Here is a 13,698-nt window from a genome sequence, read left to right as displayed (position 1 = left end):
TGTTCCGAACTACACTTTAGTGGAAGGCACCGGCGGAAACTTGAGGAACCCATGGATGAAGATGTTCGGCAAACGGCGAGTAAGGCGTTCAACCGCCTTCAGCTGCCTGTTCGCGTAACGCTGGAATCCCTCGTTGAGCAGGTCGAAACAATTCGCCGTCGTCCCATCAAGATTATCCAGACCGAAAAGCTCACCGGAAAGAAAATCTGTGGTCTGTGGATTCCGCGGGACCATGTGGACGTTGTCTATCATTCCGTCACCAAGGGGACGCTGCATCGCCAGCAGCTGATTCTTCACGAACTTTCACACATGATCCTCCGCCATGATGAACGCGACGGGGCAACGTGGCAGGGGGTCAAGGTCTTCCAGGAACTCTCGGGAGAAGTGGTGGCCAAGGCCTTGGCCCGCGGTGACTTTCGTTCTGATCTGGAAGCGGCGGCAGAGTATCTCGCTGACCTTCTGGCCGCGGCAATCCGCGAATCCAGCCACGAAATCTGCCGGTATGAGGCGTATTTCGAATGAACAACCTGATTGTTGTGCTGTTCATGTGGCTGCTGGTACTGACGCTGGCGCTGCGGGCCGGGTCCCGACCGGACAACACAATGTTGAAGGCGTCCATAGTCATCGCCGCATCCTTGACCACCACCATCGACAGTGTCTACTTGTGGGCGGCGGACAGACTGCCCTGGCCCAACGGGCTGGACCTGGCCGCCAATGTCCTCCTGACCGTCGGTGTCTATTACTTGTCCCGGGCAATCGTCAACGGGGCTAGGGCCGGAGATTCCCTGAGCGGCACGGGAGCGCTCTGGATTCGGAGGGCGGCAATGATGGCAGTTGTCATCATGGTGCTGAGCTTCGCTTTCATTGATGATCCCGATCCCTCGCACTCATTCATGCTGGATTACGGACACCAGCCTGCGGCAGCCCTCTACTCGGGAATCCAATACCTCTACATTTTGGCCGTGATGGTCGGAACCCTGATGACCTGCCTCAGGAATGTGCCACAGATGAGGCGCAAACGGTTCCGCGTTGGTTTTAGGATTATTGCCTGTGGATGTATTGCGGGCATTGTTCTCTCCGTCTCCGTCATCATCATGGATCTGGCTCATGTGGCGGACAATGAAAGGTTGAGAGCGTCCGCCGGAATCGTGTATGACGTGTCCAACCCTGTGACAGTGGTGCTGTTATCCGCCGGACTGGCGGTGGCACCGATTGGCCGAATCCTCAACGACCTCGGTGTCCGCCGGCAGATCCGTGTGCTGGAGCCGCGGTTGAGGGCGGTATGGCTCGCCACTGTGGCTCAGTCCCCGGCCGTCAGCCTGGTGGGAACCACCGAACAATCCGTTACCGCGGGGCGGGACCACAGCACGCGGGACACCGCTGACACGATTCACCGCTTGGTGATTGAAATCCATGACTGGATGGAGCTCCAGGAAAACCGGAGCCGACAGATATCACCGGCGGACAGGGATGTGGTGGACCGGGCAGAGGCGCTGTGCCTGAAGCAGGGACGATCGATCTGATGTCCCGGGCAAAGCCGAGCGTGCTGGCCCTCGGCGTTGCAGCCGCCTGCCTGCCGATACTGGCCGGTTCACTGATTCGGGCCAAAGTCACTGATGCCGGTCCCGGCAGAAGGCTGGTCCGGCTGCGCGGCCACAGGCGGATCGGAGATCAGGAGTATCTGGACTTCGACCCGGACGGGTTTGCCGCCCATCCCGGGCGGCTCAGCATGCGTGCGGCGTCCGGCGGCGAGCTGGTGGTGCTGGGCCCGGCCGCCGGTGGCACGTCCCCCGCCGCAGGTGCTGTGGTCCGACGGATGGTTGAGCGGGGCAGCGCCTCCCATATTATCCGCGAGGGCAAGGGGCAGCTCAGCGGACATCTGGGGGAGACCCCGGCGGATTTTGGCTTCGCCGCTGAGGAGCTCATGATTCGCGGGCTTCCCGCCTGGGTGATTCCGTCGTCCGCACACAGCACTGTGTGGGTCATTCATGTCCATGGGCTGGGCAGCTCCCGAAGCCAGTGCCTGCGCGGGGTGGCAGCTTTTGCCGCCCTTGGATACACCTGTCTACTGCCCTCCTACCGCACCTCTCTGGACCTCTCACCCACGCCGGCCCGCAGTCATCTCGGGGTCAGCGAGTGGAAAGACATTGAAGCGGCGAGGCGCTATGCACTTGAGCATGGGGCCAGCAGAATCCTCTTTGTCGGCTGGTCCCTGGGAGCTTCGATCGTGCTCCGCACCATTGAGCAGTGCCGGGCTGAGAGTACGGCGGGCGTTCTTCTGGTGTCACCGGCCCTCGATTGGCCCGCCATCATCACGGCGCAGCTGCAGCGCGCGGGCTGTCCCGGGTTTCTGGCCCGTTTGCTGCCGCACACCGTCAATCTGGTTCGTCCCCGGGGGGAGCCGATCATCCGGTGGCGGGAAATGCCCGGGACATTCATGCATAAACATTCAAGTATTCCGACTATGATTTTTCACGGCACAGAGGATCACTCTGTGCCCGTGGAGCTTTCCCGGGCCTTCGCTTCCCGGGAGAGCCACCCTGTGGGATTCGTTGAGTTTGAAGACTCCCATCACACGCTGGAGTTCAACTCTGCTCCGCAGTTGTGGAAGAAATCAGTTCAGGCCTGGTGCCGTAGCCTCGGCTTGGAAGCCGCCCATGAAGACTCGACCGATCCAGTTTCGGAGGCAAAATAATCGTGGCCGCTCAAAGCGCTGCCCAGCGCAACCTGCGGGAATCGCAGATCCTCGCCCGAAAAATAGACCTGCTGCTGGATGTTGTTCTGACCACCGAAGGCAAGCCCTATGAGTTCCAGGACATACAGTCAGCCCTTGCCGAGAACGGGATCAAGCTCTCCCGCACACGCTGGCATCACATGAAGGCAGGGGATGCCACGGTCCGGCAGCCAACGGAGGTTGTCATTGGCCTGGCCGAGTTCTTCGGGATCAATCCGGACTACCTGCTGACGGCCGACGGCGAGATTCCTGACCGCATTAAAAGCGAACTGGAGCTCCTCGCCGCTATGCGCCGGGCCAAGGTTCGAGAGTTTGCGACCCGCACCCTGTCTGAGGTGGACAGCGAAACCCTGGATGCGATCGCCGCGCTCTTAGACGATTCCACAAAATATTGAGGCACCCAGCGTAAAAGTGCCGGCATCCGCCATGGGTGCCGGCACTTTTGCGCCTTAGTCCCACCTGACGGCGACCCAAATCTGGTTATGCGTGAAATGCCCTCAACTACTTAACGTTGCTTAATGTCACTGCGTACCCTGTAATGAATACACAGTGTCACCGGTCACAGTGACGATCCCATAGCAGCGGAGGAGGCACCATGCCCGGCACGGAAACAGTCTCCCCGGCGCCCCCGGCAGTGCCGACGAGGATGGCGAAGGTTTCAGCTGCAGCCGTGGCGAGGGCCTGCGGAGTCTCCCCGGCTACCGTCAGCTACGTCATGAACGGCCAGCCCGGCGTCTCCACGGAAACCCGGCGGCACGTCGTCAAGATTGCCAATGAACTGGGTTTCCGCCCTTCCGGGCACGGTCGTCTGCCGGATCCGGTGCTGACCCGTGTAGTGGGGCTGATCCTGCCGAATATCGTCAACCAGATGTACACCGGCTGGGCCCAGCACATCATCACCGCCACAGCGGCCGAGGGCTTTGAAGTTTTTGTCGCCACCAGCCAGGACGACGCCGACTCCCTGGCCCAGATTGCTGCGACCCTTGCGGCGCGCAACGTTGATGGCGTTATCATTGCGGCGGCACTGCGCGAAGACGCCAGGGCATTGCGCACCCTCCGGCAAAAACGGATTCCCTACGTTTACCTTTCCCGGCGAACGCAGCATATGCCGGCGGACTTTGTGGGGATTGACGACGACGCCGCGGCCTCCGAGCTCATGTCCCACATCCTTGGCCACGGCTACACGGAGATCGCCACCGTCATCGGCCCCAGGTTCTCCACCGCGTCGCTGGCCCGGGAGCAGGCCTTTGTCCGAACGGCGGCTGCAGCAGGCATTGTCATTTCGGGGGACCGGAAGATCAGCACCCGGCTCAATTCCGAGGGTGGTCTGGTTGCAGCCGAAAAGCTGCTCGGATCCGCCAATCCGCCTCGGGCCATTGTCTGCGGTTCGGATGAAATTGCCATTGGCGTGATGGAGCATGCCCTGTCCCTGGGCATGCGCATTCCCCAGGACCTCGCCGTGGTTGCCGGCGACGGGTTGCCACACAGCCGCTCCCGCCTGATCGGGATGACGACCACCGTCCAGCCGGTCAGGAGGATGGCGGATCGTGCCTTCGAACTGCTGCTAAACCAGATCACCACGCCGCGCACCACCTTTGAAGATGCGGTTTTTGCCCACCGGCTCCACGCGGGAACGAGTTGCGGCTGTCCGCCGGATCCACCCGCAGCCTAACAACGCCGCACCCCAGTATTTTTTCTCCCGCATTCCCCCCATTCCACCCCAGAAGGGCCATTTCGTCATGCTTGAATCACCCCGTATCGAGGTGTTGCTCGACATCAAAACCACACTGGGCGAAGGCCCCGTCTGGGACGTTGCTTCCCAGCGGCTGCACTGGATTGACAGCGCAGATGGGCGGATTTTCCGTTCAACATATGACGGGCGGGAGCTTCGTTCCTGGGACGTCGGCGAACCCGTTGGGTCCATTGCGGTTTCCCGGGACGGCAGTTTTTTCCTTGCCGCTTTGAAAAGCGGGCTTTACCGGGTTGACGTCGCAACCGGTGACCAGGAGCTCATCGTTGATCCTGAGCCTGACCTTCCCAACAACAGGCTTAATGACGGAAAGGTTGACCGGCAGGGACGCTTTGTCTTCGGCTCCATGGACACGCTGGAGGAACAGGCAAGCGGAAAACTCTACAGCTACGGCCCGGACGGTCAGCTGCAGACGCTGGACACCGGGATCGTTGTCTCGAACGGACCGTGTTTCAGCCCCGACGGCCGCACGCTCTATTTCAGCGACACCTGGACCGGCCTGATTTGGGCCTACGACTATGATCCGGAAACCGGGCAGGCCGCCAATCGCCGAACCTTTGCCACCGTGGACACCAGCAACGGAGGTGCGGCCGACGGAGCCACAGTGGACGCCGACGGTTACCTGTGGCAGGCCCTGGTCTACGGCGGGAAAATCATCCGTTACGCGCCCGACGGTGCAGTGGACCGTGTCATCGAGACCCCTGTCCGCAAGGTCACCAGCCTCGCATTCGGCGGACCGGAGATGGACACGCTTTTTGTCACCTCCATGGCGAAGCCGCCGCTTCCCCGCTTCCCGGCGGATGGCCAGCAGCGGGGAGCGCTCTTCACAATTTCGGGTCTTGGCGTCCAAGGCATCCCCGAACCGCGCTTCGGCGCCTAGGCAGGAAGCTCCCCATGTCATCGAAGCGCTCCCGCCTGTCCCTGAAATCCATCCACAAATACTCCTGGGTCTCTCTGCTGGTCTGCTGGCTCATCTGGATCCTGAACGCCTACGACCGGGAAATCATCCTGCGTCTGGGCCCCACCATTTCCGAGACCTTCAACTTGTCGGCAGAGGCCTGGGGCGGCATCGCCTCGCTCATCATGCTGGCGCTTGCGGTCATGGCCATCCCCGGCTCCGCGATGAGCGACAAATACGGCAGCGGCTACAAACGCGCCCGTTTCCAGGTGCCGCTCGTCATCGGCTACGCTGCGCTGTCCTTCATCTCCGGCTTCAAGTTCATCAGCCACAACATCGTCGCCTTTGTGACCCTGCGCGTGGGGGTCAACCTGGGCGCGGGCTGGGCGGAGCCCGTGGGCGTCAGCAACACCACCGAATGGTGGCCGAAGGAACGCCGCGGATTTGCCCTCGGCGCGCACCATACCGGCTATCCGATCGGTTCCCTGCTCTCCGGGCTGCTGGCCGCCTTGGTCATCACCGTCTTCGGGCCGGAGAACTGGTCCTACGCGCTGTTCCTGGCACTGATCATTGCCATTCCGCTGATGCTGTTCTGGGGAAAATACTCCACGCCGGACAAGATCGAGAAGCTCTACGCAGACATGGAAGCCCAGGGCCTCACGCCGCCGGAGCTCGCCGATCCCAACGCACCCCGGCCCAAGGGGCTGCTCAAGAAGACCCTGCGCGAGCGCAACATCACCCTCACCGCTGGCACCACCATGCTTACCCAGATTGTCTACATGGGCATCAACATGGTCCTTCCGGCCTACCTGTACAACGTGGTTGGCCTTTCGCTTGCCGCCTCCGCCGGGCTGAGCGTGGTTTTCGCCCTCACCGGAATCCTGGGCCAGCTCGTTTGGCCGACGCTCTCGGACCTCATCGGCCGCAAGATCACCATCATTATCTGCGGCGTCTGGATGGCCGCGTCCGTGGGAGCGTTCTACTTCGCAACGTCGTCCCTGTTGGTTGTTCTCATCCAGCTCGCCTTTGGCCTGGTGGCGAATGCCGTCTGGCCCATCTACTACGCAGCGGCTTCAGATGCGGCCCCCGAGGGCGGCACATCCACTGCGAACGGCGTCATCACCACGGCCATGTTTATCGGCGGAGGCATCGCTCCGGTCCTCATGGGTCAGCTCATCACGCTGGGCGGCGGCTGGGAGCAGCGAACCGGCTACGTGATCTGTTTCCTGGCAATGGCGGGGTTGGCCCTCCTCGGCGTCGTCCTGCAGCTTTTCGCCCGCAGCGATTCGCAGACCGAACCGGCCGCAGCCGAACTCGCAGCACGCTAACGCATCCGCCCGAACGACCCGACATGCCACCCAACAGGAGAGTTCCCTCACCATGCCCACCACCGCTGCAGAAGGCACTGCTATGAGGCCGCAGGCCGTCATTAACAAGATCATTTTCCGACGGGTCATGCCGCTACTGATTGCCGCCTACGTGATGGCGTTCCTCGACCGGACAAACATCGGTATGGCCAAAGACCGCATGGAGATCGACCTCGGGATCTCGGCTACGGCGTACGGCATTGGCGCCGGGTTGTTCTTCCTGACCTACGCGCTGTCGGAAATCCCGTCCAACCTGATCATGCACAAGGTCGGTGCCCGGTTTTGGATCATGCGGATCATGATCACCTGGGGCATCCTCTCCGCCTGCATGGCCCTGGTCCAGGGCGAATGGTCCTTCTACATCCTGCGGATGCTTCTTGGTATTGCCGAGGCCGGACTGTTCCCCGGGGTCATCTACTTCCTCACCCAGTGGTTCGTGGTCAAGGACCGGGCCAAAGCAAACGGAATGTTCCTGCTGGGCGTTTCGCTGGCTAACATCATCGGGGCTCCGCTGGGCGGTTTGCTGCTGACAATGGACGGCATCGGCGGACTGCACGGCTGGCAGTGGATGTTCATCATCGAGGGCCTGCCCGCCTGTGTCCTGGCCTTCGTTGTATGGAAATACCTGCCGAACAAGCCCACCGACGCGACGTTCCTCACCCGTGCGGAGGCCGAAGACCTCGAGGCCCGGATTGCAGCCGAGGAGCAGGCCGGAGCCGAGGCATCAGGAAACTCGAAACTGCGCCACGTCCTGAAGGACAAGCAGATCCTCCTGGTGGTAGCCATCTACTTCGCCCATCAGATTGCCGTCTACGCCCTGAGTTTCTTCCTGCCCTCGATCATCGGCAGCTACGGCAAACTGGGCACTATCCACATCGGCCTGCTCACCTCCGTGCCGTGGATCTTCTCCGCCATCGGCGCCCTGCTGCTACCCCGGCTGGCCACGAATGCCTCGCGTTCGCGCCTCATCGCCACCTGCACGATGGTGGGCATCGTCGCCGGCTTCACGCTGGGTGCCGTGGGCGGACCAGTGCTCGGCATGATCGGCTTCTGCCTCGCCGCGTTCAACTTCTTTGCCCTGCAGCCGATCCTCTTCACCTACCCGGCCACCCGCCTCTCCGGCGCTGCGCTGGCCGGGGGCATCGCCTTCGTCAACAGTGTGGGCCTGCTGGGAGGCTTCCTCGGGCCGTACATCATGGGCTTCATGGAGGACCTCACCGGGTCCAAGGTTGCCGGGCTGTGGTTCATCGTAGCCATGTGCGCCCTCGGAGCCGTCCTCACCCGTGCCCTCAAACGCGGAGCCGAGGACCCGGCGAAGTCCGCGGTCGCCGCCCATTGACGCCGCGGCGCCCCCGCCGCCCAAAGATCTGAACACCATCCACCGCAAAGGAGCACCACTCGTGGATTCCACTGAACTGAACTACACCGGCCGCAAGGTCCTCGTCACCGCCGGAGCTGCCGGCATTGGCTTGGCCATTGCCACCCGCTTCCAGGAACTCGGCGCTGCCGTCTTCGTCACCGACATCAATCCTTCGGCCGTTGACGCCGCCCGCGCCGCCGGTTTCGCCGCCGCCGTCAGCGACGTCTCCGACGAGGCCCAGGTTCGCATCCTGATGGAGAATGTGGCCGCTGAACTGGGCGGGCTGGATGTGCTGGTTAACAATGCCGGAATCGCCGGTCCCACCGGACCCATCGAAACGCTGGACGCCGGTGCCTGGAAAACCACCTTCGACGTGAACGTGCACGGACAGTTCTACTGCATCAAACACGCGCTGCCCCTGCTGCGGGAGGCCAAGGACGCCGCCATCGTGAATCTCTCCTCCGCGGCGGGCCGACTGGGAATGGCCGGGCGCAGCCCCTATTCCGCCTCCAAATGGGCCGTGGTTGGCCTGACCAAAACCCTGGCCATCGAACTCGGCGAGGACGGCATCCGGGTCAACGCCATCTGCCCGGGCGCAGTCAACGGGCCGCGCATTGACGCGGTGATCGAAGCCAAGGCCGCCATGCTGGAGAAGCCGGTGGAGGAAGTCTCTGATCTGTATCACCGCCAGTCCTCGCTGAACCGGCTGGTTGAGGCCGCGGACATCGCCAACATGGCAGTTTTCCTGGCCGGCAACCTGGCCCGCAGCGTCAACGGGCAGGCGATGGCCGTGGACGGCAACACGGAAAAACTCTACTAAGCGCCGCACATCATCCCTGCTTAACTGCTCCACCACCTAAGGACCCACCATGGCCGCCAAGCGCAAAGTCATCATCACCTCCGCCGTTACCGGAGCCATCCACACCCCCAGCATGTCCCCGCACCTGCCCGTCACGGCTGACGAGATTGCCGAAGCTGCGATCGGCGCCGCCCGGGCCGGTGCCGCCATTGTGCACATGCACGCCCGGGATCCACTGGACGGCCGGCCGTCCCAGGATCCGCAGCACTTCGAACCGATCCTGGCCAAGCTCAAGGCCAACACCGACGCCGTCATCAACATCACCACCGGCGGCTCCCCGCACATGAGCGTGGAGGAGCGCATGCTTCCCGCCTCAACGTTCAAGCCGGAACTGGCCTCGCTGAACATGGGTTCGATGAACTTTGGGCTGTATCCGATGCTGGAGAGGTTCTCCGAATTCACCCACGAATGGGAGCGGGAGGGACTGGAGAAGTCCCGGGACCTGGTCTTCAAGAACACCTTCGCGGACATCGAGAACATCCTGACCATTGGCAATGCCAACGGAACCCGGTTCGAGTTCGAGTGCTATGACATCTCCCACCTGAACAACCTGGCCCACTTCCACGGCCGGGGCCTGGCCCGTGGACCACTGTTTGTGCAGTCGGTCTTTGGCCTGCTCGGCGGCATCGGTGCCCATCCCGAGGACCTGATGCACATGCGCCGGACCGCGGACCGGCTCTTCGGCGGGGACTACCAGTGGTCCATTCTCGGCGCCGGCAAGAACCAGATGCCGCTGGCCACCATCGGTGCCGCCATGGGATCCCACGTCCGCGTGGGGCTGGAGGATTCGCTGTGGATTGGCCCCGGCCAGCTCGCGGCATCCAACGCCGAGCAGGTCACCCGGATCCGCACCATCCTCGAGGCGCTCAACTTCGAGGTAGCCACCCCCGATGAGGCCCGCGAAATGCTGGCGCTGAAAGGCAAAGACAATGTTGGTTTCTAGGCCTTTCACGGATCCGAAGGACAGCCGCCATGGATAAGACCGTCACTTCTGCCCGCGAAGCGGTCGCCGATATTCCGTCAGGTGCCTCCCTCGCAGTGGGCGGCTTCGGCCTCTGCGGCGTGCCGGCAGCACTGATCACCGCACTGCAGGAGCAGGGCACCGGGGACCTGGAACTCGTGTCCAACAACTGCGGTGTTGATGACTGGGGGCTTGGCCTGCTGCTCGCGGACCGCCGCGTCCGCAGAGTTGTCGCCTCCTACGTAGGGGAAAACCGTGAGTTCGCGCGCCAGTACCTCGCCGGAGAACTCGAAGTTGAACTGACACCTCAGGGCACCCTCGCCGAACGGCTCCGTGCCGGCGGCTCGGGCATCCCCGCCTTCTACACTGCCACGGGGGTCGGTACCCAGATCGCCGACGGCGGCCTGCCCTGGAAATACGACGTCGACGGCTCCGTTGCCGTCGCCTCCCCGCCCAAGCCCACCGCCGAGTTCACGGTGGACGGCAGGACCGGGGAGTACGTCCTGGAACAGGCGCTCGTCACCGACTACGCCCTGGTCCGGGCGGCCAAGGCTGACCGTCACGGCAACCTTGTCTTCCACAGCGCGGCCCGGAACTTCAATCCCCTGTGTGCGATGGCCGGAAAGATCACCATCGCCGAGGTTGAGGAACTGGTGGAGCCGGGCGAGCTTGAGCCGGACGAGATCCACCTGCCCGGCGTCTATGTCCACCGGGTGGTCCTGCTGTCTCCGGAAGAGATCGCAGCCAAACGGATTGAAAAGCGCACCACCAGTCCCGAAACAAGCACCGGAACGGAGCAGATCTAATGGCCACGGACAAAGGCTGGAGCCGCAACGATATGGCAGCCCGGGCCGCCCGGGAATTGGAAGACGGAAGCTACGTCAACCTGGGCATCGGCCTGCCCACCCTGGTGCCGAACCATGTGCCCGACGACGTCGAAATCACCTTGCAGTCTGAAAACGGGCTGCTCGGGCTGGGCCCCTATCCGCTGGACGCGGAGGTGGATCCCGACCTGATCAATGCGGGCAAGGAGACCGTCACTCTGCGCCGCGGTGCGTCCACCTTCGACTCCGCGCTGAGCTTCGGCATGATCCGCAGCGGCAAGATCGACGCCGCTATCCTGGGCGCCATGCAGGTCTCTGCCGCCGGCGACCTGGCCAACTGGGCGATCCCCGGCAAGATGATCAAGGGCATGGGAGGTGCCATGGACCTGGTCCACGGCGCCCGTAAAATCATCGTCCTCATGGAACACACTGCCAAGGATGGAACCCCCAAGATCGTCCACGACTGCTCGCTGCCCTATACCGGGCGCGGAGTGGTCAACCGGATCATCACCGATCTGGCCGTCCTGGATGTGGTTCCGGGCGAAGGGCTCGTCCTGGTGGAGCTGGCGCCGGGCGTTTCGGTGGAGGACGTCCGTGCCGCCACCGAAGCCGAATTCACCGTTGATATCCACCTGACCCACCCCGCAAGCTGAACAGGAACACCATCATGGCCCGCACCCCGGATCCCCGTACCCGAACCGTCATTGTTGGCGGAGCCCGCACTCCGTTCGGCAGATTCCTCGGCGGGCTCTCCAGCCTCAGTGCTGCCCAGCTGGGGGCCGCAGCCATCAGCGCGGCGCTGGAGCGCTACAACGTTCCGGCCGGGGCCGTGGATCACGTGGTCATGGGGCAGGTCCTCACTGCCGGGGCGCGGCAGATGCCCGCCAGGCAGGCCGCCTCCCTGGCAGGCCTGGATATGAGCGTGCCGGCCACCAATGTGAATAAGGTCTGCCTCTCCGGCATCGCCGCGATTGCCGACGCGGACCGGCTGATCCGCTCCGGCGACGCGCAGGTGGTGATTGCCGGCGGCATGGAATCCATGTCGCAGGCACCCCATCTGCTGCCGGCCTCACGCACCGGAAACCGCTACGGCGACTTCACCGCAGTGGACTCGATGAACCACGACGGACTCTGGGACTACTTCACCAACCAGTCCATGGGCGCACTGACCGAGCAGGCAAATGCCGCCGGGGACGGTTTCAGCCGCGAAGAGCAGGACGAATTTGCGGTACGCAGCCACCAGCGGGCCGCCCTGGCGCAGGAGAACGGCACCTTCGATGGGGAAATCGTTCCGGTTCATGTTCCTCAGCGCCGTGGCGGGACCGCTGCCGTCACGGCGGACGAATCCATCCGCACCGAAGTAGACGCTGAATCGCTGGCAAGTCTGCGGCCCGCGTTCGGCGCGGGCGGCAGCATTACCGCCGCAACTGCGTCGCCCATCTCGGACGGAGCCGCCGTCGTGATCCTGATGAGCCAGGCTCGCGCCGAAGAGCTGGGCCTGCCCTGGCTCGCTGAAATCGGCACCTATGCCTCCGTAGCCGGACCCGATTCCACCCTGCAGTACCAACCCGCACGTGCCATCGAAGCGGCAGCCTCCCGGGAGGGCCTGACCGCCGCGGACCTGGACATCATTGAAATCAACGAAGCCTTTGCGGCGGTGGGCCTGGCCAGTGCGGCTGCGCTGGGTGTGCCGGCGGCAAAGCTCAACGCCAACGGCGGAGCCCTGGCGCTGGGGCATCCCATCGGCGCCTCCGGGGCCCGTCTGGTGCTGCATACGGCCCTGGAGCTTAGCCGCCGCGGCACCGGCACCGGCGTAGCGGCACTGTGCGGCGGCGGCGGGCAGGGCGACGCGATGATCCTGCACGCCCCGGGGCGAACCTCGTGAATATCCTCGTTGCACCGGACAGCTTCAAAGGCACCTACACCGCAGCGGAGGTGGCAGCCAACATCGCCGCCGGTATCCGCTCGGCCGGCGGGACCGCCGAAGAACTCCCGGTCGCGGACGGCGGCGAGGGGACCTTCGACGTCGTCTTCCGCGGCCTGCAGGCCGAGCCCCTCACCGTCAGCACCGTGGGCCCCTGGGGCGACGATGCCAACGCCGTCATTGGGCTCAGCCCGGCCGGAACGGCCGTTGTGGAGCTGGCCTCGGCCAGCGGCTTGAACATGCCAGCCCACGGGCCGCGCGATCCGGTAGCGGCCAGCACCTATGGCACCGGCGTCCTGATCGCAGAAGCGGCCCGCCACGGAGCGCGCCGCATCCTGGTGGCGGCCGGCGGATCCGCCACGACCGACGGCGGTGCCGGGGCGATTGCAGCGATCGACGACGCCGGCGGCCTCCGCGGCGCCGAATTGGTGGTCCTGTCCGATGTCACCACCCGATTCACCGACGCCGCACGGATCTTCGCACCCCAGAAGGGCGCCGACCCGGAAACGGTCCTGCTGCTCACCCGGCGGCTGGAACAGCAGGCCGGCACCCTGAAGCGGGATCCCCGCACCGTGGACCGTTCCGGAGCCGCCGGCGGATTCGCCGGCGGCATGTGGGCGCAGTACGGCGCCGCCCTGGTTTCCGGCGCGGACTTTGTCCTTGACCTGCTGGAAGCCGACGCGCGGATCGCTGCCAGCGACGCCGTCGTGGTGGGCGAAGGCAGGCTTGATTCCCAGACCAGCCAGGGCAAGATCATCGCCGCTGTGCTCGAGCGCAGCGGCGATACGCCGGTTTATGCGGTGGTGGGATCCGTCCATGAGGATCTGGGCAGCTACGCCGATCGGTTCGCCGGGATTATTATCGCCGGGGATCCGCCGGCCATGGCAGCCGCCGGGGCGCTGATCGCGGCCCGGAAAACCGGAGACCCCGGAGCTATGTGGCAGCTGCTCCCGTAATATTGGTGCTTATGGATTCAGACGGTTCACGTCCAGTTCATGGCGCAGGCGATGCGGACGGGCCG

14 protein-coding genes are annotated in these 13,698 nt (G+C 63.9%); all 14 read left to right on the top strand.

Translation table 11 applies throughout. The features are described from left to right. The first annotated feature begins 51 nt into the window (after positions 1-51). The 14 genes from ABIB35_RS01480 to ABIB35_RS01415 all read left to right on the top strand — a co-directional run bounded on the left by ABIB35_RS01480 (position 52) and on the right by ABIB35_RS01415 (position 13,633). On the top strand, positions 52-522 hold the full coding sequence (locus ABIB35_RS01480) for a hypothetical protein (protein WP_354178269.1): 471 nt from the start codon (positions 52-54) through the stop codon (positions 520-522). Then, positions 519-1,523 (top strand): hypothetical protein, encoded by a 1,005-nt coding sequence (locus ABIB35_RS01475; RefSeq protein ID WP_354178267.1) that lies wholly within the window; start codon positions 519-521, stop codon positions 1,521-1,523. The genes ABIB35_RS01480 and ABIB35_RS01475 overlap by 4 nt, the downstream gene beginning before the upstream one ends. Then, a complete protein-coding gene (locus ABIB35_RS01470) occupies positions 1,523-2,695 on the top strand; it encodes an alpha/beta hydrolase (RefSeq protein WP_354178265.1) in 1,173 nt (390 codons plus the stop codon). The genes ABIB35_RS01475 and ABIB35_RS01470 overlap by 1 nt, the downstream gene beginning before the upstream one ends. Before the next feature lie 2 nt (positions 2,696-2,697). Further along, positions 2,698-3,129, top strand: coding sequence for a hypothetical protein (locus tag ABIB35_RS01465; RefSeq protein ID WP_354178263.1), 432 nt, complete (start codon positions 2,698-2,700; stop codon positions 3,127-3,129). A gap of 200 nt (positions 3,130-3,329) precedes the next feature. Beyond that, positions 3,330-4,406 carry a LacI family DNA-binding transcriptional regulator gene (locus ABIB35_RS01460; RefSeq protein WP_354178262.1) on the top strand — a complete coding sequence of 359 codons (1,077 nt, stop codon included), beginning with the start codon at positions 3,330-3,332 and terminating at the stop codon, positions 4,404-4,406. 67 nt (positions 4,407-4,473) lie between these two features. Beyond that, entirely contained in the window at positions 4,474-5,364 is an 891-nt protein-coding gene (locus tag ABIB35_RS01455; RefSeq protein WP_354178260.1) for an SMP-30/gluconolactonase/LRE family protein, read from the top strand. 14 nt (positions 5,365-5,378) lie between these two features. Continuing rightward, on the top strand, positions 5,379-6,710 hold the full coding sequence (locus ABIB35_RS01450; RefSeq protein WP_354178258.1) for an MFS transporter: 1,332 nt from the start codon (positions 5,379-5,381) through the stop codon (positions 6,708-6,710). 52 nt (positions 6,711-6,762) lie between these two features. Beyond that, the gene (locus ABIB35_RS01445) at positions 6,763-8,088 is read left to right on the top strand and encodes an MFS transporter (RefSeq protein WP_354178256.1); all 1,326 of its coding nucleotides are present in this window, start codon (positions 6,763-6,765) and stop codon (positions 8,086-8,088) included. A 61-nt stretch (positions 8,089-8,149) separates the two neighbouring features. Further along, positions 8,150-8,929: an SDR family oxidoreductase gene (locus ABIB35_RS01440; protein WP_354178254.1), complete on the top strand. Its 780-nt coding sequence runs from the start codon at positions 8,150-8,152 to the stop codon at positions 8,927-8,929. Between the two features lie 49 nt (positions 8,930-8,978). Further along, positions 8,979-9,911 carry a 3,5-dioxohexanoate:acetyl-CoA acetone transferase gene (gene kce, locus ABIB35_RS01435; RefSeq protein WP_354178253.1) on the top strand — a complete coding sequence of 311 codons (933 nt, stop codon included), beginning with the start codon at positions 8,979-8,981 and terminating at the stop codon, positions 9,909-9,911. Between the two features lie 29 nt (positions 9,912-9,940). Continuing rightward, the gene (locus ABIB35_RS01430) at positions 9,941-10,735 is read left to right on the top strand and encodes a CoA transferase subunit A (RefSeq protein WP_354178251.1); all 795 of its coding nucleotides are present in this window, start codon (positions 9,941-9,943) and stop codon (positions 10,733-10,735) included. Beyond that, a complete protein-coding gene (locus ABIB35_RS01425; RefSeq protein WP_354178249.1) occupies positions 10,735-11,406 on the top strand; it encodes a CoA transferase subunit B in 672 nt (223 codons plus the stop codon). The genes ABIB35_RS01430 and ABIB35_RS01425 overlap by 1 nt, the downstream gene beginning before the upstream one ends. A gap of 14 nt (positions 11,407-11,420) precedes the next feature. After that, positions 11,421-12,638, top strand: a complete 1,218-nt coding sequence (locus ABIB35_RS01420; RefSeq protein ID WP_354178247.1) for an acetyl-CoA C-acetyltransferase — start codon at positions 11,421-11,423, stop codon at positions 12,636-12,638. Continuing rightward, complete coding sequence (locus ABIB35_RS01415; RefSeq protein ID WP_354178245.1) at positions 12,635-13,633, top strand: glycerate kinase; 999 nt, start codon at positions 12,635-12,637, stop codon at positions 13,631-13,633. The genes ABIB35_RS01420 and ABIB35_RS01415 overlap by 4 nt, the downstream gene beginning before the upstream one ends. Positions 13,634-13,698 lie beyond the last annotated feature (65 nt).

Origin of the sequence: Arthrobacter sp. UYP6 (genome assembly GCF_040547315.1) — a bacterium.
In the GTDB taxonomy this organism is placed as follows: domain Bacteria; phylum Actinomycetota; class Actinomycetes; order Actinomycetales; family Micrococcaceae; genus Arthrobacter_B.
The sequence above is the reverse complement of the archived record's forward strand: the minus strand, read 5'-3'. Positions and strand labels throughout refer to the sequence as shown.